The organism is Streptomyces gelaticus (genome assembly GCF_014649535.1).
Lineage (GTDB): Bacteria > Actinomycetota > Actinomycetes > Streptomycetales > Streptomycetaceae > Streptomyces > Streptomyces gelaticus.
This window is the reverse complement of sequence record NZ_BMTF01000002.1, coordinates 413,481-434,008: the sequence shown is the minus strand read 5'-3', so window position 1 is coordinate 434,008 and position 20,528 is coordinate 413,481. Positions and strand designations below refer to the sequence as shown.

At 69.9% G+C, this 20,528-nt stretch carries 18 protein-coding genes; 7 read left to right on the top strand and 11 right to left on the bottom strand.

Annotation, left to right across the window (positions count from 1 at the left end; genetic code table 11):
• Nucleotides 1–196 precede the first annotated feature (196 nt).
• On the top strand, nucleotides 197–1,732 hold the full coding sequence (locus IE107_RS04680) for a S8 family peptidase (protein ID WP_189541308.1): 1,536 nt from the start codon (nucleotides 197–199) through the stop codon (nucleotides 1,730–1,732).
• An 86-nt stretch (nucleotides 1,733–1,818) separates the two neighbouring features.
• Here the strand turns inward: IE107_RS04680 and IE107_RS35675 are convergent, their stop codons facing one another.
• The 11 genes from IE107_RS35675 to IE107_RS04630 all read right to left on the bottom strand — a co-directional run bounded on the left by IE107_RS35675 (nucleotide 1,819) and on the right by IE107_RS04630 (nucleotide 14,810).
• Entirely contained in the window at nucleotides 1,819–1,941 is a 123-nt protein-coding gene (locus IE107_RS35675) for a hypothetical protein (protein ID WP_268246555.1), read from the bottom strand.
• Nucleotides 1,942–1,962: 21 nt separating this feature from the next.
• The gene (locus IE107_RS04675) at nucleotides 1,963–2,652 is read right to left on the bottom strand and encodes a lysoplasmalogenase (protein WP_189541306.1); all 690 of its coding nucleotides are present in this window, start codon (nucleotides 2,650–2,652) and stop codon (nucleotides 1,963–1,965) included.
• Nucleotides 2,649–3,521: a sterol desaturase family protein gene (locus IE107_RS04670; RefSeq protein ID WP_189541303.1), complete on the bottom strand. Its 873-nt coding sequence runs from the start codon at nucleotides 3,519–3,521 to the stop codon at nucleotides 2,649–2,651. Before IE107_RS04670 ends, IE107_RS04675 begins: the two co-directional genes overlap by 4 nt.
• A gap of 119 nt (nucleotides 3,522–3,640) precedes the next feature.
• Nucleotides 3,641–4,354: a VIT1/CCC1 transporter family protein gene (locus IE107_RS04665; protein WP_189541301.1), complete on the bottom strand. Its 714-nt coding sequence runs from the start codon at nucleotides 4,352–4,354 to the stop codon at nucleotides 3,641–3,643.
• Nucleotides 4,355–4,405: 51 nt separating this feature from the next.
• Nucleotides 4,406–5,020, bottom strand: coding sequence for a hypothetical protein (locus IE107_RS04660; RefSeq protein WP_189541299.1), 615 nt, complete (start codon nucleotides 5,018–5,020; stop codon nucleotides 4,406–4,408).
• On the bottom strand, nucleotides 5,017–5,337 hold the full coding sequence (locus IE107_RS04655) for a hypothetical protein (protein WP_189541297.1): 321 nt from the start codon (nucleotides 5,335–5,337) through the stop codon (nucleotides 5,017–5,019). The genes IE107_RS04660 and IE107_RS04655 overlap by 4 nt, the downstream gene beginning before the upstream one ends.
• Nucleotides 5,316–10,529: an HD domain-containing protein gene (locus IE107_RS04650; RefSeq protein ID WP_189541295.1), complete on the bottom strand. Its 5,214-nt coding sequence runs from the start codon at nucleotides 10,527–10,529 to the stop codon at nucleotides 5,316–5,318. The genes IE107_RS04655 and IE107_RS04650 overlap by 22 nt, the downstream gene beginning before the upstream one ends.
• 88 nt (nucleotides 10,530–10,617) lie before the next feature.
• Nucleotides 10,618–11,841: an amidohydrolase family protein gene (locus IE107_RS04645; protein ID WP_189541293.1), complete on the bottom strand. Its 1,224-nt coding sequence runs from the start codon at nucleotides 11,839–11,841 to the stop codon at nucleotides 10,618–10,620.
• Entirely contained in the window at nucleotides 11,841–13,118 is a 1,278-nt protein-coding gene (locus tag IE107_RS04640; protein WP_189541291.1) for an amidohydrolase family protein, read from the bottom strand. Before IE107_RS04640 ends, IE107_RS04645 begins: the two co-directional genes overlap by 1 nt.
• 10 nt (nucleotides 13,119–13,128) lie before the next feature.
• A complete protein-coding gene (locus IE107_RS04635; protein WP_189541289.1) occupies nucleotides 13,129–14,013 on the bottom strand; it encodes an SDR family NAD(P)-dependent oxidoreductase in 885 nt (294 codons plus the stop codon).
• Complete coding sequence (locus tag IE107_RS04630) at nucleotides 14,010–14,810, bottom strand: acetoacetate decarboxylase family protein (RefSeq protein WP_189541287.1); 801 nt, start codon at nucleotides 14,808–14,810, stop codon at nucleotides 14,010–14,012. Before IE107_RS04630 ends, IE107_RS04635 begins: the two co-directional genes overlap by 4 nt.
• Before the next feature lie 143 nt (nucleotides 14,811–14,953).
• Between IE107_RS04630 and IE107_RS04625 the strand changes: the two genes are divergently transcribed.
• The 6 genes from IE107_RS04625 to IE107_RS04600 all read left to right on the top strand — a co-directional run bounded on the left by IE107_RS04625 (nucleotide 14,954) and on the right by IE107_RS04600 (nucleotide 20,510).
• Complete coding sequence (locus IE107_RS04625; protein ID WP_189541285.1) at nucleotides 14,954–15,628, top strand: TetR/AcrR family transcriptional regulator; 675 nt, start codon at nucleotides 14,954–14,956, stop codon at nucleotides 15,626–15,628.
• Nucleotides 15,629–15,657: 29 nt separating this feature from the next.
• Nucleotides 15,658–16,656: a DEDDh family exonuclease gene (locus tag IE107_RS04620; protein WP_189541283.1), complete on the top strand. Its 999-nt coding sequence runs from the start codon at nucleotides 15,658–15,660 to the stop codon at nucleotides 16,654–16,656.
• A 64-nt stretch (nucleotides 16,657–16,720) separates the two neighbouring features.
• Nucleotides 16,721–16,954, top strand: a complete 234-nt coding sequence (locus IE107_RS04615) for a metallothionein (RefSeq protein WP_072482991.1) — start codon at nucleotides 16,721–16,723, stop codon at nucleotides 16,952–16,954.
• Nucleotides 16,955–17,026: 72 nt separating this feature from the next.
• On the top strand, nucleotides 17,027–17,851 hold the full coding sequence (locus tag IE107_RS04610) for an SURF1 family cytochrome oxidase biogenesis protein (protein WP_189541281.1): 825 nt from the start codon (nucleotides 17,027–17,029) through the stop codon (nucleotides 17,849–17,851).
• 98 nt (nucleotides 17,852–17,949) lie between these two features.
• The gene (locus tag IE107_RS04605; protein ID WP_189541279.1) at nucleotides 17,950–19,749 is read left to right on the top strand and encodes a glycoside hydrolase family 15 protein; all 1,800 of its coding nucleotides are present in this window, start codon (nucleotides 17,950–17,952) and stop codon (nucleotides 19,747–19,749) included.
• A 5-nt stretch (nucleotides 19,750–19,754) separates the two neighbouring features.
• On the top strand, nucleotides 19,755–20,510 hold the full coding sequence (locus tag IE107_RS04600) for an SDR family oxidoreductase (RefSeq protein ID WP_189541276.1): 756 nt from the start codon (nucleotides 19,755–19,757) through the stop codon (nucleotides 20,508–20,510).
• Nucleotides 20,511–20,528 lie beyond the last annotated feature (18 nt).

Here is a 20,528-nt window from a genome sequence, read left to right as displayed (position 1 = left end):
AACGGCACGGAGAGCGCGGCGGAGCGGTTCATCGCCGATCCGTACTTCTCCCGCGCACCGGTTCGCGTCCGTCCGTCCGAATCCGGCCCTGCGAACTCATTGATCAATGGGGCTGATCAGCGATAACTTCACTGGTCATGTACGCGACCGGGCACGCCCGTGTCCGGTCGACCGGTACGGATGATGTGGAGACCCCATGGCTCATCTGGGATCCAGACGGACGCGCGCGATCACGCTGCCCGTCGGATTGGCCCTCACGGCCTCGCTCGGCTTCCTGCCGGCGGGTGCCGCCTCTGCCGCACCCGTGGACACGCAGTCCACGGCCGCGGTGTCGACGGACGGACCGAAGCTCTCCTACGTGGTCAACACGCGAGGCGGTCACGGGACCGTCAAGCAGGTGAAGAAGGCGATAGCCGAGGCCGGCGGCACGGTGGTGGTCGCCTACGAGCAGATCGGCGTCATCGTCGCCCACTCGCAGAACCCGGACTTCGCGCAGACGGTCCGCCGGGTCAAGGGTGTCGAATCGGCAGGGGCCACCCGCACCAACCCCATCGTTCCGCAGGCCACCACGGACACCGGGGCCGAGCAGCCGCTCACCGCCGCGCAGGCGAAGGCCGCGGCGGCACAGGCGACGGCGGGCCAGGACCCGATGGAGCCCCTGCAGTGGGATCTGCCCGCCATCAAGGCGGACCAGGCGCACCAGAAGACGCTGGGCAGCAGCAAGGTCACGGTCGCGGTCATCGACACGGGTGTCGACGACACCCACCCGGACCTCGCGCCGAACTTCGACCGCGCGGCGTCGGCGAGCTGCGTCTCCGGGGCACCGGACACGACGGACGGCGCCTGGCGTTCGGCTCCCACCGAGAGCAACCACGGCACGCATGTCGCCGGCACCGTCGCCGCCGCGAAGAACGGCGTCGGGGTGACGGGCGTCGCGCCGGGCGTCAAGGTCGCCGGGATCAAGGTGGCGAACCCGGACGGGTTCTTCTACACCGAGTCGATCGTCTGCGGCTTCGTCTGGGCCGCCGAGCACGGTGTCGATGTCACCAACAACAGCTATTACACCGACCCGTGGATGTTCAACTGCAAGAACGACCCGGACCAGAGCGCCCTGGTCGAGGCCGTCGCACGCGCCACGCGGTACGCGGAGCGCAAGGGCACGGTCAACATCGCCTCGGCCGGCAACAGCCGCTTCGACCTGGCCTCCGGCGCGATCGAGGACACCACCAGCCCGAACGACACCACCGCCGCCACCCGGACGATCAACCCGCGTGAGTGCCTCGACATCCCGGCGATGCTGCCGGGCGTCGTCACGGTCTCCGCGACCGGCGCCAAGGGCCTGAAGGCCTCGTACTCGAACTACGGGAACGGCGTCATCGACGTGGCGGCCCCGGGCGGCGACTCCACGGCCTACCAGACGCCCGCCCCGCCGGCCACCAGTGGCCTGATCCTTTCCACGCTGCCCGACGGCAAGTACGGCTACAAGGCCGGTACGTCGATGGCCTCCCCGCATGTCGCGGGTGTCGCGGCCCTGATCAAGTCGACGCACCCGCACGCCTCGGCGGCCGCGGTGAAGGCGCTGCTGATCGCCGAGGCCGATGCCACGGCGTGCGGTGCCCCGTACGACATCGACAATGACGGCAAGATCGACGCCGTCTGCGAGGGCAGCAAGAACCGCAACGGCTTCTACGGTGCCGGTGTGGTGAACGCGCTGAACGCGGTCCGCTGGTAGCGGGAACGCGGCTCGCGGCGGGAGGGGGCCGGGGTCTTCCGGCGGCCCCCTCCCGCCTGGCGGCGCTCGGTGCCGGTGTGGACGGCTCAGGCACCGAAGTCCGGTACTGCACAGGCCTGGGCGGCGCTCGGCGGTGATCCCGCGCTTCTGGCGCACATCGCGACGCCGCTGCCGTGCGGCACGCCGGCGTGGATGACGGTGGCGCGCATGCGTGCGGGTCCTTGCAGGTCTCAGACGCTGATACTCCGCTCACGGTGCGCCCCGGGGATGACACCGCCCCATTTCGGTCCCGGCGCGAGGACTCCGACGGTCAGCAGGAACTGCGCCGCGAGGTAGGTGAGCATCACCCAGAAGTCGGGCGCGGGCAGCTGCGGCCAGTCCGCGATGCCGGTGGCGATCAGCGCGTCGGAGAGCAGGAAGAGCGCCCCTCCGGTGGCCGCGTACCGGCCGAGGGTGCCGGCGCGGTACGCCATCGTCGTGAGCAGCAGGCTGTATCCGGCTATCGGGATCCGCATCTGCGCGGGCAGTCCGGGCCAGAGCAGGGCGATGAAGGCGGCCAGCACGGCGGCGTAGACGAGCCCGGCGGTCAGCGAACCGCGGGCCCGTCCGAAGTACCACAGGTAGCAGACGTGACCCGCGGCGAAGGAGCCCATCCCGATCAGGAAGGCGGCATCGGCGTCCGCCAGCAGGAACGTGTCGCCGCCCCAGCCGAACAGGAGCGCCGCGATGAGCAGCCGGGGGGCGCGCCGGGCGGCGGCGTACCCGGCCAGCAGTGGCATCAGCAGGGGCTTGGCGACGAGGTGGGCGAACGGGATGCCGCCGAGCACGCCGACGAGGTCGACGGCCGAGGCCACGAGGAAGGCGATGAACAGCGGGCGTACGAGACGCTCCCGCCGGTCCGGGGCAGCGCCGGCGCTCATCCGGTGCGCTCCGGGGCTGCCGTACGGACGGCCCGGCCTGCCGGCTGCCAGCCGGGCCCGCGGAAGATCCGCCCGGCCCGCTCGCTCCAGCTGCCCGCAGAGCGCACGTCGCGGGCGATGGCGGCGTACTCGTGGGTGGCGACGCGGAGCGGGTTGAAGGTGTCGATGTTCTTGGTGAGGCCGAACACGGGCCGCTCGGTCTCGGCGGTGAAGGACCCGAAGAGCCGGTCCCACAGGATCAGGATGCCGCCGAAGTTCCGGTCCAGGTAGCCGCCCTGCGAGGCGTGGTGCACCCGGTGGTGGGAGGGCGTGTTCAGTACGTACTCGAAGGGCCTGGGGAGCTTGTCGATGCGCTCGGTGTGCACCCAGAACTGGTAGACGAGGTTCGCCGACGAGCAGAAGGCGAGCGCGGCCGGATGGACTCCGCACGCGATCATCGGCAGGTAGAACGGCCAGACGGTCAGCGAGGTCCAGGGCTGGCGCAGCGCGGTGGAGAGGTTGAACTTCCGGCTGGAGTGGTGGACCACGTGGCAGGCCCAGAGGATCCGGATGACGTGGTGGCCGCGGTGGGACCAGTAGTAGAAGAAGTCCTGGGCGAGCAGCATCAGCAGGACGGTCCACCACAGCACGGGGACGCGGAGCGGGGTCAGTTCGTAGACCGCGGTGTAGATCGCGACGATGGGCACCTTCCACAGCAGGTCGAAGACCAGGCTGCCCAGCCCCATGGTGATGCTGGTGACGGCGTCCTTCGCCTCGTATCCGGCGGCGTCCTCGTCGGGGTGGAAGTGGTGGAGGGCCATTTCCAGGACGGTGAGCAGGACGAAGGCCGGTATGGACCAGAGCACTACATCGGGCAGGTTCGGCGGCATGCAAGCACCGTAGAGCCGCAGGTGGGCCGGGGACTAGACGTTGTTACCAACAAGTATGCAAGACTCGGTGTCAGCAGTATTTGGTGACTTCTGCCAAACACGGCTGAGTACTGCCCCCCCTACACCCCCACCGCTCCCAGCAACTCCCCCGCCCCATAGGTGACCGCCATCGCCAGCGCTCCCCCGCTCATGTTCCGCAGCACCGCCGGTCCCACCCTGGCCTCGCCCAGCCGGGCGCTCCACCAGCCGGTGAGGGCCAGCGCGGCCAGTACCGACAGCACGGTCACCAGGAGCCGCAGCGACGACGGCGGCAGCACGATGGCCAGCAGCGGCAGCAGTGCGCCCACCGTGAACGCCAGGAAGCTGGCGCCCGCGGCGTGCCACGGGTTCGTCAGCTCGTCCGGGTCGATGCCCAGCTCGACCTCCGCGTGGGCGCGCAGCGCATCGCGTTCGGTGAGCTGGAGAGCGGCCTCCCGGGCGACGTCCCGGCTCAGCCCCTTGCCCTCCAGCAGGCCGGTCAGCTCCTCGAATTCCGCCTCCGGAGCCTCCTTCAGCTCGCGTTTCTCCGTCGCGAGGGCGGCCCGCTCCGAATCGCGCTGGGTGGAGACCGATACGTACTCGCCCACGGCCATCGACATGGAGCCGGCCAGCAGCCCGGCCAGGCCCGCCGTGAGCAGGGTGCCGCGGTCGCCGGTGGCGCCCGCCACGCCGACGACCAGGCCCGCGGTGGAGACCACACCGTCATTGGCACCGAGGACCGCGGCGCGCAGCCAGTTCAGCCGTGCGCCGAGGCCGTTGCCGTGCGGTTCGTCGTGCGTCCGGATATCCGTCACCCGGGGATGGTCTCACCCCGCGCGACGGCCGGGCCCGTACCGACACCACGCTCAGCACCGTGATGTCGGCGTGAGGGACCGGACATCACCTGCCGGTATGCGCCGCAGCTTCCCCTTGCCGCCTGTCCTGACGGTCACCGCGTCGCCATTGCTCAGCACCAGCTCGCCGCATGTGATGCCGACGGGCGTGGAGACCAGGACCTGCGGCCCGGCCGGCTTCTCGTCCTTGGCCGCTTCGGCCGGTACGACCCAGGAGACCGCGATGGCCGCCACGACCGCCGACAGCCCGACGACCGAACAACGCCGAGCCGTGGTCAGCACGTCCTGGGTGTGCTCGACCTCGTCCAGCACGGCGGACATCAGCCGGTCCCCGCTCAGCCACATGCGCTGCCCGAGCCGGCCATGAGCGGCACGCACCGCGGCGAGCGCTCCGGTGAGCAACAGGGCGAACGCCAGAACGAGGAGCGCCGCCGTGGTCCAGCGCCATACGGCGGGCATGCCCGCGACGCTCTCGCGCCCCTTGAGGACGAAGACGACGCCGACGAGCCCGGTCAGTGCCGTGAGCCCGTTCCGCCAGCCCTCGGCCTGCTTCCGTACGGCGGTGAGCTGTTCGAGCTGTAGCTGCTGGCCGAGCTGCGCGAACCGTTTCCTGGTCAGGTCGGTCATGGCACCGGCACGTCCCAGAAGGCACCACAGCCGGTGTCCGGCGACTCGGACGGCCGGTCCGGATGCGGAAATCCGCACTGGCAGTAGACCAGGATGCTGCCGGAGTGCGGCTCCGGCTCGCTCCTGCGGCCGAGCCACCGGCCCTTGTACGGGCCGAGCACGCCGTACGCCACCCGGAACACACTGTTCGCGTGGCAGTTCGGACAGGGGCCTGTGACCGTGTACCAGCGGCCGTCGGCGGAGCGCACGACAGCGGGGTTGCCGGCCGGTGCGAGCTCCTGCTCCCGGAACGGTGTCAGATCGTGGGCAGGGGGCATCCGGTGCTCCTCTCGTGCGCCGCTCCGCGGTACGGCTCCGCGGGCGGTGTCGGTGCCGGGACGTCGGGGTACGTGTCGGGCACTTCCAGGCTGAACACTCCCGCGTACAGCTTGAGCCGCTCGACGACCGCGGCGGTGGTCCATTCGAGCTCCCGTGCGCTGACGGCGATCCGCTCGCCGGAGACCCGGCCACCGAGCGCCGGGGCGCGGCCGGTGTACTGCTCGGTGAGCAGGATCAGATCCTGCCACAGCGGAATCCCGGAGAACTCCGGTCGCTCGACGAGCAGTTCGACCCCGAAGGGACGGTAGAGCGCGAGTCGGTCCCAGGCCTGGTCCAGCGGCCAGCCGAAGCGCGCGGCGACCCGCAGGAGGTCGACCGGGCCGACCGGCCGGTCGCCGGCCAGGTCGTCGAGGAACATCGCCGCGTCGTGCTGCGTCGGACGCCACTGCGCCCACTGTGCGACGGCCACGTCGTCCTGGGGCTTCCATGGACTGCCGAGCACGGCGAACCGGCTCAGCTCCCGCACACTCTCTCCGAGCGTGCCCTCCTTGCTCCGGGAATGCTGTACCAGCTTGCGCACATCGGGCGCCTGGAGCCACTGCGCCCCGTCCGCTGTCCATGTGCAACTGGCCTCGGCATCTGCCATGGTGACGTGGATGTCGACGAGTTGTCCGGGCAGCGGGCCGGTCTCCGGCTCCATGCCCAGCAGTGGCGCCAGTTCAGCGAACCTGGCGTACACCGAGCCGAGCGGGAGCCGGCACGCGGCGGCCACGAGCAGTGCGTAGGCGGAGTCCAGACGCGTCGGACCACCCGCGCTCTTGAGCCACGTCACGCCCCACGACCACGGCATCAGCAGCTTCATGTCCTCCTGAGGAACGGTGAGCCAGCGCTCGACGAACTCCGGGGCCCTGTCGTCCACCAGCCCGGACTCCGCCAGGTTCGTCAGACTCGCGACGATGTCGGCCGTGTCGGCCTGGGACCTGCGCACATTGACGGCGATTTCGGACAGCGGCGCAAGATAGGGAGGCGGGATCTCTCGTCCGCTGTACATCTCGAAGTACTCGCTGGGAATGGTCGGGTCCTCGAGCAGTGCAGCCTCCAATTTACTGAAGACTCTGTCCTTCAAGTCACCCGGTTCGGGAAGTCGAATTCCTTGCGATTCGAACCACGGAGCGAAACTGTTGTACACCTCTCCCAAGGGTTTCGACTCCACGGAAGAAGCCCTGGCCCAAGTCCGCAGAGCCGGACCGCGCGTATTCCAGAATCGCTGCCCGAACACGGCATCCAATTGCCCGAATTCCGGGTTCACATCACTCCTGGGATCGAGTTCGACCATCTTTTCATCGACCGAGATCCCGAGCCAGCTGTACCGTCTCACCACATTCTCGTACTCTTCCCGCGAAACCTTATTCTCAGGTTCACTTCGCCACTCACTCTCGGCGAACTTCGGATGGCGGAGCAGGATCAAGATTTCTCGACGAGTCGCGACCGATCCCGCAGGAACGTCGTCGAGCTCGACGTGCGACGGAGGCAAGGGAAAGCCCAATGCGATGAATCGCTCGGCCCGCGCGAGTGCCTCGCGCCAAGAGAGATTCCCCTGTGCCGAGAAGTGGTCCAGCACGGACAGCAGATTATCGAACGGTCGCCCCTCGTCCTCGTCCTTGTCCTCACCCTCGTCCGCTGTCGTCCACATCCGGATCAGCGGTGAACGGAGGCCCTTTTCGCCCGTGAGCAAGGCGCAGTCCACCGAGTCGAGTTCTGCACCGTGCGCGACTTCGAGATCGGGAACGGAGGGAACATGAACACCCAAAATCGCGTATCGCCGCAATCGGCGCAACAGTTCCGCGAAAGTCAGAGGGCGGTCTCCGAGCCGGGACATCGCCGCCTCTTCGAGGTGAATCACGCTTCCGAATCTTTCGACGACCATCCGGCTCTCCCAGGAAACCGGCTGAGGATATCCTGCCAGCGAGTCCGGCACCGGAACGTCGGCCCATCTGCTGTCCACCGGGATACGGACGGATTGCAGGGCGGCCACCCGCCACGCCAGCAGCCCGGACGGGGCCGACTCAAGGCTTCCCCGTAGATAATCGGGGAGCGAGCCGTCTCTGATCAACAGAATATCCATCGGAATGCATCCGACTTTGCGCAGTAGGACTTCCGCACCTCGGTCCCAGCCACTTGTACTGACCAGCTGCGCATCGGCATCGAGAAGTCTGGCGACCAGCAGTTCCGCACTGCCGAAGTCGCTGATCGCGAAATTCCACAGCCACTCCACGGTGAACCACGAAGGAAGATCCATGCGCTGGGCCAGTGCGCGGACGTGGCTTGTCATCCATTTTCTGTCGAACTTCAGAATCTGGGTCCTGCTGGTATTCAGATCCGGAGAATGAGTCTCCCTGAGATCCACGACGCACCCGTAGGGAACTGCCTCCGAAACCGAACGGCTCGTGAGATAACCCCTGGACGACCTGCTCGGCGCCTCTTCGCGGCTGTTCGTCGGCGTCCAGATACCGTCGACCAGCAGGCAGCCCTGCCCGGGAACCCACCACACGTGCTGACCAGCCTTTACCGGGCCCGAAGCTTCTCCGGCGTAGTAGAGGACGCCCTTCTCCCACTCCTTGACCACGGCACCGCTTTGCTCCACCCGCATGGTGCAGTCGCTGAGCCACACATGCTTGGCCAGTTCGTTCGCCACGTCGATCGTGTCGCCGTTGAGATACAGCCGCACCCGAGTCCCGCCACCCGGCTGGGCAGCGTCGCTCTCCTTGATACGGAAGAGACTCCCGCTCGACGCGATGTCCACGCGCAGCCCGCGACTGGACTCCGGGCGGCCGAACTCGTCCGTGACCCGTGTCCAGATGCTGATTTCGTCTGCCAGCATGAAGTAGCTGAACACACCAATACCGAAACGGCTGTTCGGATAGAGCCTGAGGTCCTTGTCCACCGCACGCCAGCGGGCCTGCTCTCTCCGGTACTCCCTGGACTGCTCGAACCGGCGGCCCGCCCGAGAGAACGTGCTCCGCAGAGCGGCCTGGCCCATCCCTACGCCGTTGTCCTCGCACTCCACGTACGGCCGGCCGTCGTCGTCGACGCCCTGCCGGAAGACGATCTCGCTGTCCCAGGCCTGCCGGATACCCTCCTTCAGCTCGCCGTACCGCACACGTGCCTTGCGATAACGGCAGGCGTCGAGGGCGTTCTGGTAGAGCTCGCGCAGGGCCAGGGTCCGGTCGCCGTACAACTGGGACCCCATGAGGAGTTCACGCATCTCGTCCTCGGCGAGGCTGAAGCGCATGAGCGGCAGCCCGTAGGCGTCGCCACGGCCGGCGGCGTCGTACTGGGGACGCAGTTTGCGGCAGGTCACGCGTTCGGGGAGATGAGTGAGCGGGCCTCCGGACTCGCCCGGCGCGAGGTGCTGCTTGATGTGCTGCACGGCGTCGTCGGCCCAGCCCGTCAGCGTCTCCAGTGCGGCGTGCACCGCGGGGTGCGGGCAGGGCAGGTCCAGGTCGACAGAGGTCCCGAGGCGGTCTCTGGACCAGCGCAGCTCCTGGACACCGGCGACCGCCTGGGCGGGGACGAGGCCGTCCGTGACGCCGATGTTGTCCACCAGGACGCCCGGCATGTCACGGAGATCTCCACCGAGGAGACCCGCGAGGCCGATCAGCCAGGACAGTTCACGCGGGCGCCACCGTTCGGCAGGACCGGTGCGCGGCACGACCTGCTCCGGCCGCTGCGGCCCGTCGGCGCCTTCGCGCTCCCCGGCATACGGCTGCGACGGAACGACGGCGGTCTGACGGCAGACCCGCATCAGCCCGTCCATCAGCTCCGCGGACCGGGCGGAGGCCTCACTGGTACCGAGCACGGCGAAGGCGAGCGGTGCGAGCAGGCCTGGTGCATAGGTGTCCCAGAGCTCTTCGCGTCCCGCAACATGACGGTGCATCAGCCAAGCGGCAACAGCCCCTGCTTCCTCGTGCGCGCCCCTGCTCGCCAGTTCGCGCCCCTTCCGCCAGATCAGCGGATGCGCGGCGTACGTGTGCTCAAGATCGATCCTGGCCTCGTAGCACCCCAGTTCACCCACCGCCGGTTCGAGCTGGAAAGGCAGGGCGGCCGCCGCCTCCTTGACACCCATGGCGTAGACGGCCTCGCGGACGAACGGCGCGGCCAGGAGCACGGCGATCTCGGACGGGTCCAGCAGCGGACCGCCGAGGGTCACCGACGGAGCCAGCAGCGCCCGCAGTCCGGTCGCCAGCACCCGTACCGGATAGCCGTCGTCGGCCCAGGGGTCGGGGGTCTCGGCCAGTGCCTGGGCCCGCAGCCTGGCGCACTCCAGGGCCAACCGCTCCAGGGCCTGCTGCAGTTCGCTTCTGCGGTCCTCACCGCACTGGACGGCCGCCCACAGCTCCGGATCGCGGATTGCGACGGACCACTCCTCCTGGAGAGTCTTTCCGGCGCAGAGTTCGGTGCCGGCGATCGCCGCGGGGCCACTCGGCGCGTAGTGCACGGTGGGCCGTTGCTCGTGCTGGGCGATCCGGGCGAATTCCGCGGTTCTGCGGACAGTGTGGGAGATGACGTCGCCGACGGTCCGCGGGGACGTGTCCGAGGCCAGGGCGTCCGCGAGCGCCCGGGTGAAGTGGCTGCCCAGGAGATCGTCCGAACCACACGTCTGGCCCGCCGCACAGCCGAAGACAACGGCCACCCGGTCCCGCCACGACGGAAAGTTGGTCGCGGGCCCGCCGAAGGAGCCCGCACCGTCCGGTTGATGGGCATCACGGCAGGCGTCGATGCTGAGCAGGACCGTGCCGGCCCTGCAGCCCTTGAGCAGCGTCGTCAGATCGAGGCCGATCAGGCTGTCGGCGTCGACATGCGGCGGATCGGTCGACCAGTTGAGCTGTGCCTCCGAGGGCACGAGGTAGTCGGCGCCGTCGACGGACAGTCCGTGGCCGGTGAAGTGGATCAGTACGGTGCCGTCCTCCGGTGCCGTACAACAGACCCGGCTGATGGCGCTGACGATCCGGGAGCGCAGAGCCGGACGGTCCGAAGAGAGCCCCAGCGTCTCGACGCTGTATCCGGACGAGCGCAGCGCGGCGTCCATCAGCTCGACGTCCCGGTGCACGGCATGGGTCAAGTCCGGGAAATGGTCGTTCAGTTCGTACTGCGGCACAGCGATGAGCAGTGCCTGCCTGCTTTCGCCCATGACCGTCGCCTCCCCCGTCGGGCCTGATCGGTGCAGATCACCATGCCACAGGTGAGCGGCGGACCGGACGGGGGTCGACGACTGCGGATCACCAGACGCGTACCGACCCGCCCCGCGCGAAGGCGGGGCTGGTCGCGTCGGGCGGGACCTCCTTCAGGGGTTCGGCGATCTCCTCCACCGTCGGGCCGACGGTCGCGGCGACACGGTCCAGCGCCGCCAGGTCGAACCCGTAGACGCGCGCGGCATTGCCGCCGGCCATCGCCGCGATCTCCTCGGGCGGCAGGCCCGCATACGCGATCCGCAGGCCCTCTCGCGAGTACGGGGCGGTCCCCTCGTCGTGCGGGTAGTCGCTGCCCCACATGATCTTGTCGATGCCGATCCGGTCGCGCAGCGGCACCTCGTGCGGCCGCATGAAGCTGGCGCCGACGTAACAGTTGTCCCGCCACACCTCACCGGGGCTCGCGCCCATCGAAGCGGCAAGCCCTGCGCCGAATTTGGACTCGGCGGTGGATGCCCCCGTCGCCGCCGCGACCAGACGTCCGTGGTAGTAGTCCAGCATCTCCACGACGCCCGGGATCCAGCCGGAGCCCTGTTCGGTGAGGACCAGTTTCAGTCCGGGATGGCGACGGAAAGCCCCGCCGAAGATCAGGTGCCACAGCGCCCGGTGGGAGAACCAGGTCGTCTCCACCATGAAGACCGCACGCGCCGCCGGTTCGTCGCCGAGCGGCGGGGAGGCCGATCCGCCGTGGTGGTTCACGGGTACGTCCAGCTCCTCGCAGACCTCCCACAGCGGGTCGTACACCTGGGAGTACAGCTCCGGGATGCCGGATCCCGGCGGAGTGCCGGGCAGCAGGATGCCGCCGGTGAGCCCCGCCTCCTTCGTGCGGCGGACCTCGCGGACCGCCTCCGTCGGATCGTTGAGGAGGATCTGCGCGACGCCCGCCCGCCGGCCCGGCACCTGCGCGCAGAAGTCGGCGAGCCAGCGGTTGTGGGCGCGCAGGCCGGCCCAGCGCTGTTCGTAGTCCGCCCGCGTCGGCGCGGGCGCCATCAGGGAGGCGGAGGGGAAGAAGGGCGGGATGGTGTTGGGGAAGACGACCTCCGCGACGATGCCGTCCGCCTCCAGCTCCGCGACGCGGCGTGCGGAGTTCCAGTTGCGGTCGGCGGTGTCGGCGAGGAGGTCCTCGTACGGGTTGACGTATGCCGCTGCCCACGCGTCGAAGTCGTCGTGGTACTTGGCCTCCAGATAGGGCCTGTAGTCGAGGAGATCGGCTCCGGCGTGGCAGTCTGCGGAGATGACCGTGTAGCGGTCCATCACCGGACCCCCAGGACCGGGAAGTCGTGGTCGGTCAGCCAGTGCCGGCCGACCTCCCGCGAGCGTGCCCAGGACGCCTCGACCGCCGCCTGGTCGGCGCTCTGGCCCAGGTCCTCGGGTGTGGGGCCGATGCGCTCGGCGACCGGCGCGAGCTTCGCCGTGTCGAAGCCGAAGACCTCCGCCGCGGCAAGGCCCAGCATGCGGCGGGTCTCGGCCACCGGAATGTCGTGGAAGGTGTTGCGCAGCCAGTTCGCCGTGTTCGGCCAGGTGCCTTCGGGATGCGGGAAGTCGCTGCCCCACAGGATGTTGTCGACACCGATCTCGTACCGCTGGGCCAGTTCGCGGCGCTTGGTGTTCGTGGCGCAGATGAAGACCTGGCGGTCGAGATACTCGTGCGGGGGCCGCTTCAGCTCGGCGAACGGGGAGAGTTTCTTGCCGCCGTGGGCACCCAGGTAGAGCCGGTCCATGAACCAGAGGAGGTTCGGCAGCCACCAGCAGCCGGACTCGGCGACGCCGAACCTCAGCCCGGGGTGGCGTTCGAAGGCGCCCGACCAGAGCAGGAACCAGAGCGGGCGGGACGGCCACCAGGTGACCTCGGAGACGTAGATCCCGAGGTGGTCGCCGTACTCGTGGCGCGGGGCCGCACCGGAGTGCGTGACCACCGGCATGGCCGTCTCGGCGGCGGCCGCCCACACGGGGTCGTAACGACGGTCGTGATACGGGGCCTTGTCCACCCACATGGACGGGATCATGAGTGCGCCGAGTCCGGATTCCTTGGCCCGGTGGATCTCCGCGACGACCCGGTCGACCTCCCCGGTGACGGGCAACAGGGCGACCCCGCAGTGGCGTTCGGGGTTCTGCGAGACGAAGTCGGCGAGCCAGCGGTTGTGGGCCTGCGCGCCCGCCATGCCCAGTTCGGGGTCCTGGTCGCCGGAGAGCCCGAGGCCCACGCCGAACGGGGCGGCGGTCCGGCTGTCGACGGCGTCCGCGTCGGGGAAGACGACCTCGGCCGCCACCCCGTCGCCGTCGAGTTCCTTGAGACGCCGGGCGGCGTCCCAGCCGCCCTTCAGACCTTCCTCGTTGTCCTGGAACCACTTGTCGGCAAAGGCCTCGTTGCGTACACCGAGGCGGGTCATCTCCTCGCGGCGGCGCTCGCGCCCGGCGAGGAAGTCGTCGAACTCCCGGTGGAAGCGGGGGTCGAGATAGGGCCGGTACTCCTCGGTCGGCAGCCCGGCGTGGCAGTCGGAGGAGATGATCAGGTACGGGTCGTCGGTCATCGCTCGCTCCTCAGTCGAGTATGAAACTCTCCAGGTACGACGGGTTGGCCCGGTCGAGCATCGACTGCGACCTGGCGCGGATCTGCCGGTCGCTGTGCTCGCTCTGCGGCAGCATCCAGAAGCGGTCGGCGCGTATCCCGTCCACGACGGTCCCCGCGACGTCCTCCACCGGGGTGAACTCCACCTCGTGGCCCGCCGCCCGCATGGCGGACTCCCACTGGTCGAGGCTGCGGTACGGGGTCTTGCGGGGGCGCTCCTTGGCGTACCGCTGCGGGCGGTTGCGGTGCGATTCCCACAGTCCGGTACGGAGCATGTGCGGGCCGGGGAAGAGCACCGAGGCGCCGACCGGTGCGCCCTCGGCCTTCAGATGTGCGTACAGCGACTCGGTCATCGTGACGACTGCGGACTTGGTGACCGCGTACACGGAGGCGGTCGGCAGCGGGGCGATCCCGCCGTCGCCGGACGAGGTGTTGACGACATGACCCGGACCACCGCCCGCGATCATGCGCGGCACGAACGCCTGGATGCCGTGGAAGACGCCCCAGACATTGACCGCGAACGCCCACTTCCAGTCGTTCGGTTCGTGTTCCCACATCCGGCCCTCGGCCCCGGAACCGACACCGGCGTTGTTGCACAGCACATGCACGGCGCCGAAGGTGTCGTACGCGGCTTCGGCCAGCGCCTGTACGGATTCCCGCTCGCCGACGTCGACGACCCGGGCCAGCACCTGCGCACCGTCCCGGCGCAATTCGCGCGCCGCCCCGTCGAGCGCGCCCTCCTCCACATCGGCGAGGACGACGCTCAGCCCCTCGGCGGCGAACCTGCGTGCCATCGCGAGGCCGATGCCGCTCGCGGCGCCGGTGACGACGGCGGTCTGCCCCTTCTCCAGTCTCATCGGACGCTCCCCTCCGGCGGTCCGTCGTGGATCTGCTGCGGGTCGTCGTAGCGCTGGTGGATGTACGGCAGCAGGGCCTTCGCGCTCACCCGCTCCACGGCCCTGCCCTGCTGGTCGCTGGTCTTCTCGCCGATGGTGAGGTCGACCAGCCGTCGTACGGGGAGGTCGGCGACCGGGTCGTACACCGACTCGCGCAGCACCACGTCGCCCGATATGCGTTCCAGTCTGCGGACCTTCTCGTGGCGGGTGCAGTGGATCAGGACGGGGTCGGAGTCGAACCCTTCGCCGTCCACCGCGGGCAGGAATTTGAAGTAGAAGTCGAGCTTGGCCGTCGGCTCGGGCAGCGGGAGCTGTTCGCCGACCGCGCCGCGCACCTCGACGAACGCGATGCCGTGCCGGGCGAGCGCGGCCCGGACGACGAGGCCGTCGCGTTCGACGGTCACCTCGCCGAGCTTCTTCGGTTCGCCGAACACCTCGCGGCCGCCGGTCAGCGCCCGTTCATGGGTCATCGGCATGACGAGCGGGTACCAGCCCTCGTGCCCGTCGTGGACGGCGGCGACGGCGACGGAGCCGGCGCCGAGTGGGTAGCCGGGGAGTTCGACCGTACTGATGCTCGCCCGGACGAGCGGGCGCCGTGCGGGTTCGAGGGGCGGTGGGAGGACGGCCGCCACCGCGTCGGGGTCGCTCTCCCAGAGGGCCACCACACCGGTGGACCAGATGTCGGGGAGTGCGGAGCGTGCCTCGCGGGCCGTCGCGATCTCGGCCTCGGTGCGTGCGCCGTACCGTACACGTGCCATGCCGTACCACCCCTTCTCGGTCGTCCGTGAATCGGTTCTCCGTGTCTCGGTTCTCCGCGCCAGGTTCTGTAACACAGTTACACCGACGTCGATGAAGGGTAAATAGGCATGCACGTAACGGAGTTCGAGAATCAAGGAGCACTGTGGCGCGATCGTCGCTGACTCGCGAGCAGGTCCTGGATACGGCCGCCGCCCTGGTGAGGCGGAACGGCCCGCAGGCCCTCACCATGCGTGCTCTGGCCGCGGAACTGGGCACCGCGGTGACGTCGATCTACTGGCACGTCGGCAATCGTGAATCGCTGCTGGACGCCCTGGTCGAGAGCACCGTGCAGGAAATGGGCACCCTCCGCCCGGCCGGCCGGACCCCGGCGGCCCGCATCGTCTCGGTCGCCCGCGGCCTGCGCCGCCAACTGCGGGCCAGGCCGCATCTGATCGCGATGGTCCACGAACGAGGGCTCACCGAGCGGATGTTCCTGCCCGCGCAACAGGCCCTCGTCCACGAAGTGCACGCCGCGGGGCTGCGCGGGGCGCGGGCTGCGGCGGCGGTGCGGGCGGTGCAGTTCCAGACCGTCGGCTTCCTGCTCGTCGAACGCAATCGGGAGCGGTCCCCCGTCCAGTCACCCGGCGAGGGCGAGCTGTGGACCGCGTCCGCCGCGGACGACGACCCGGCGCTGGCCCGCGCGCTGGCCCGGCCCACCGACCCGGACCGGCTGTTCGAGGATTCCGTACGGGCCCTGGTGGAAGGACTGCTGACAGGCCCCCCGCAACAGGGGGCGCGCCGCAGAACCGGCACGCAGGAGCGGGAGACAGCCGAATAGGAGACTGTCAGTCGCGGCCCGTATTCTCTGTGACCATGCTCGACGACCGCCAGACCGCAGCACCGTGGCCGACCGCCTACCCACAGGGGTACGCGGTCGTCGACGTGGAGACCACCGGACTCGCACGGGACGACCGGATAGTGTCCGCTGCGGTCTACCGCCTGGACGCGCAGGGCAATGTCGAGGACCACTGGTACACCCTCGTCAACCCCGAGCGCGATCCCGGCCCGGTCTGGATCCACGGGCTGACCAGTGATGTCCTCGAAGGCGCTCCGCTCTTCCCGGAGGTCGCCGCCCAGCTCTCGGAGCGGCTCGCGGACCGCGTCCTCGTCGCGCACAACGCGGCCTTCGACTGGTCGATGCTGGCGCGGGAGTACGCACGGGCCTCGGCCGTCGCCCCCGTGACACAGCGGCTGTGCACCATCGCGCTCTCCAAGGAGCTTCGGCTGCCGCTGCCCAACCACAAACTGGAGTCGCTGGCAGCGCACTTCGGCGTCGTGCAGCAGCGCGCCCACCACGCCCTGGACGACGCCCGGGTGCTGGCCGAGGCGTTCCGGCCGAGCCTGCACGCGGCGGCGCGGGGCGGGGTCCGGCTGCCGCTGCTGGAGTGCCGGCCGCTGACCGAGTGGTCGGACTCCCCCGTCACACCGCGGATCGGCTACCAGCCCTCGTACGGTCACAGCAGCTGGCGCCCCTCGCGCAAGCGCCCGGCGTGCCCGTATCCGAACCCCGGGCGGTACGAGAAGGACAAACCTCTCATGCAGGGCATGCGGGTGGCGTTCTCCGGGGACACCTCCGTCGACCGCGAACTGCTGGAGGACCGGGCCGTGGAGGCCGGGCTGCATGTGGCGACCAGCGTGTCCCGGCTGACCAGTCTGCTGGTCACCAATGACCCGGACTCGTCGACGTCGAAGACGGTCAAGGCGAAGTCGTTCGGCACCCCGATCCTGGACGAGGGCGCGTTCACCCACCTGCTGCGCGATGTGGCACCCGCACCGGGCCAGGCGGTCACGCCGTCATCGGAGTGAACCGGCGACGACTCGCCCGCCCGCCGCTCGCCCGCCGCCGCCCTCGCGTCCCACCCTGTGGCGCATGGCACGTTGCGAGGTTTGCGGAAACGACTACGGGATGTCCTTCGAGGTGCACGCCCAGGGCGCGGTGCACGTCTTCGACTGCTTCTCCTGCGCCATTCACCGCATGGCGCCCATCTGTGAGCACTGCCGGGTCCAGATCATCGGCCAGGGCGTCGAGGTCGACGGGCACTGGTTCTGCGGCGGTCACTGCGCCCGCGCCGAGGGGAAGGTGGGCATCATCGACAAAGTCTGAGCAGCGGCCGCCGCACTGTCTTCCCCCCACCCCTGCGCGATGCACCCCACGACACAGTTGTACCGTCGTGGGGTGTACCGCTTCCTGTTGACCCGGCAGTGGCTGATCCTCGCCCTGCTCGCCCTCGTCCTGATCCCCACGATGGTCGAGCTGGGCTTCTGGCAGCTGCACCGGCATGAGCACAAGGTCGCGCAGAACTCTCTGATCTCCCGCAATCTCAAGGCGAAGCCGGTTCCGGTCACCTCGCTCACCGCTCCGGGTCACACGGTCCCGCGCTCCGACTACTGGCGGACGGTGACGGCCACGGGCACGTACGACACCGAGCATCAGGTGGTCGTACGCCGCAGGACCTCCGCCGACGGGCGGATCGGTGTCCATGTGCTGGTCCCGTTCGACCTCAAGGACGGCGGCACGGTCCTGGTCAACCGCGGCTGGGTGCCCTCCGCCGACAGCCAGCGGGCCTTCCCCGAGGTGCCGGCCGTGCCCCGCGGCGAAGTGACCGTCACCGGACGGCTCAAGGCCGACGAGACGACGAGTGCCAGCGGCATCAAGGACATCTCGGACCTGCCGGACCGCCAGGTGATGCTGATCAACAGCGCCCAGGAGGCCGAACGGCTCTCCCGGCCGGTGCTCGGCGGCTACATCGAGCAGACCGCGCCCGAGCCCGTCGGCGGCTCCCCGGAACTGATCGAGGCGCCGGACGACAGCTCGATCGGCCCGCACATGGCGTACGCCGTGCAGTGGTGGCTCTTCGCCGCCGGTGTCCCGGTCGGGTACGTGGTGCTGGCGCGCAGGGAGAAGCGCGACCGGGCGGAGGCCGCGGCCAAGGAGGCCGCCGGGGAGCAGCAGCCCTCCGAACCGGAGAAGCCGGAGAAGCCGGAACCCGCCACGGCCTGACGTCGTGGCCGCCGGATGCGGGCCGGGCGTTCCCGGCCGGGTGACCCCCGCCGTCCGGGACTGCTTAACGGGGCCCAGGTTCGGGAACACGCCAGAACGTGACCCCATGCATCGAGGACTACGCGCTCATCGGCGATCTCCAGACGGCCGCCCTGGTCGGCAGAAACGGTTCTGTGGACTGGCTCTGTCTGCCGCGCTTCGACTCGGGCGCCTGCTTCGCCGCCCTGCTCGGCGACGAGGACAACGGCCACTGGCGGATCGCCCCGAAAGGCGCGGAGACCTGCACCCGGCGCGGCTACGCGGGTGAGTCCCTGGTCCTGGAGACGTTCTGGGAGACCCGCACCGGCACGGTCAAGGTCATCGACTTCATGCCGCAGCGCGACCGGGAGCCCGACGTCATGCGGATCGTCGAGGGCATCAGCGGCACCGTCGAGATGAGCTCCGTGATCCGGCTGCGCTTCGACTTCGGCTCGGTGGTGCCGTGGGTGCGCCGCTCGCAGGGGCACCGGGTGGCGGTCGCGGGGCCGGACTCGGCCTGGCTGCGCAGCGAGCCGCCGGTCAAGACCTGGGGCCAGCAGTTCTCCACCTGCTCGTCGTTCACCGTCTCCGCGGGCGAGAAGGTGGCGTTCGTACTGACCTGGCACCCCTCGCACTCGCCCCGCCCCGATCTGGTCGACCCGTACGAGGCGCTGGAGAACGCTCTGTCCGACTGGACCGAGTGGTCCTCGCGGTGCAGGTACCGGGGCCCCTACCGGGAAGCGGTGATCCGCTCGCTGATCACGCTGAAGGCGCTGACCTTCGCCCCGACCGGCGGCATCGTGGCGGCGCCCACCACCTCGCTGCCGGAGGAGATCGGGGGCGTACGGAACTGGGACTACCGCTTCTGCTGGCTGCGGGACTCCACGCTGGCCCTCGGCGCCCTCATCTCGGCCGGCTACCTGGAGGAGGCCGCCGCCTGGCGGGACTGGCTGCTGCGCGCGGTCGCCGGGGACCCGGCCGACCTCCAGATCATGTACGGCCTCGCGGGTGAACGCAGACTGCCCGAGGCGGAGCTGCCGTGGCTGCGCGGATACGAGAACTCCGCCCCGGTCCGGATCGGCAACGCCGCGGTCCGCCAGCGTCAGCTCGATGTGTACGGGGAGGTCATCGACTCGTTGCGGCTGGCGCGCGAGGCGGGGCTGGGCGACAAGCCGCACGCCTGGAGTCTGCAGCTCAGCCTGCTCCGCTTCCTGGAGTCCACCTGGCGCGAGCCGGACGAGGGGCTGTGGGAGATCCGCGGCCAGCGCCGCCACTTCGTGCACTCCAAGGTGATGACCTGGGTCGCCGCCGACCGTGCCGTACGCACCCTGGAGGGCAACCCCTCGCTGGCCGGCGACGCCGACCGGTGGCGGGCGATGCGGGACGCGGTGCACCGGGAGGTGTGCGAGAAGGGGTACGACCCGGAACGGAACACCTTCACGCAGTCCTACGGCTCCCGGAATCTGGACGCCGCGACGCTGCTGATCGCCCGGACCGGCTTCCTGCCCCCGGACGATCCCCGGCTGATCGGCACGATCGACGCGGTCCGGGCCGAGCTGGGCCGCGGCTGCCTGCTGCGCCGCTACACCACGGACGGCTCCTCGATCGACGGACTGCCCGGCAGCGAAGGGGCCTTCGTGGCGTGCTCGTTCTGGCTGGCCGACGCACTGGTCCTGACCGGGCGCGCCGACGAGGCCAGGGATCTCTTCGAGCGGCTCCTGGCGCTCCGCAACGATGTGGGGCTGCTGGCCGAGGAGTACGACACCGCCGGCCACCGTCAGCTGGGCAACTTCCCGCAGGCGTTCAGCCACATCGGCCTCGTCGGCACCGCCATGGCACTGGCCGGGGAGGACACGATGGAGCCCGACGCGGCAGGATAGGAGCCATGGATCTTGGACTGAAGGACCGTGTCTACATCATCACCGGAGCGACCCGGGGGCTGGGCAACGCCACGGCGCGGGCGCTCGCCGACGACGGCGCGAGAGTGATCATCACCGGGCGGGACGAGAAGCGCGTCGAGGCGGCCGCCGCCGAACTGGGCGCGGCCGCGGCCGGCCTCGCCGCCGACAACGCCGATCCCGCGTCCGCCCAGCGCCTGGTGGACGCGGCGCACGAGCGGTTCGGGCGGCTCGACGGCATTCTCATCAGCGTCGGCGGACCGGCCCCCGGCTTCCTGGCCGACAACACAGACGAGCAGTGGCAGTCGGCCTTCGAGTCGGTGTTCCTGGGCGCGGTACGTCTCGCCAGGGCCGCGGCGGACGTGCTCGGCGAGGGCGGCGTGATCGGCTTCGTGCTCTCCGGCTCCGTGCACGAGCCGATCGCCGGACTGACCATCTCCAACGGCCTCCGTCCCGGCCTGGCCGGTTTCGCCAAGTCGCTGGCCGACGAGCTCGGTCCCCGCGGGATCCGGGTGGTGGGCGTGCTGCCGGCCCGGATCGACACGGACCGGGTGCGGGAGCTGGACGCCCTCTCCGGCGACGCGGAGGCCTCCCGGGCGGCCAACGAGGCACGGATTCCGCTGCGGCGCTACGGCACCCCGGAGGAGTTCGGCCGGACAGCGGCGTTCCTGCTCTCGCCCGCGGCCTCGTATCTGACGGGCATCATGGTGCCGGTCGACGGCGGCTCCCGGCACGGCTTCTGATCCGGAGCCCGTGCCCGG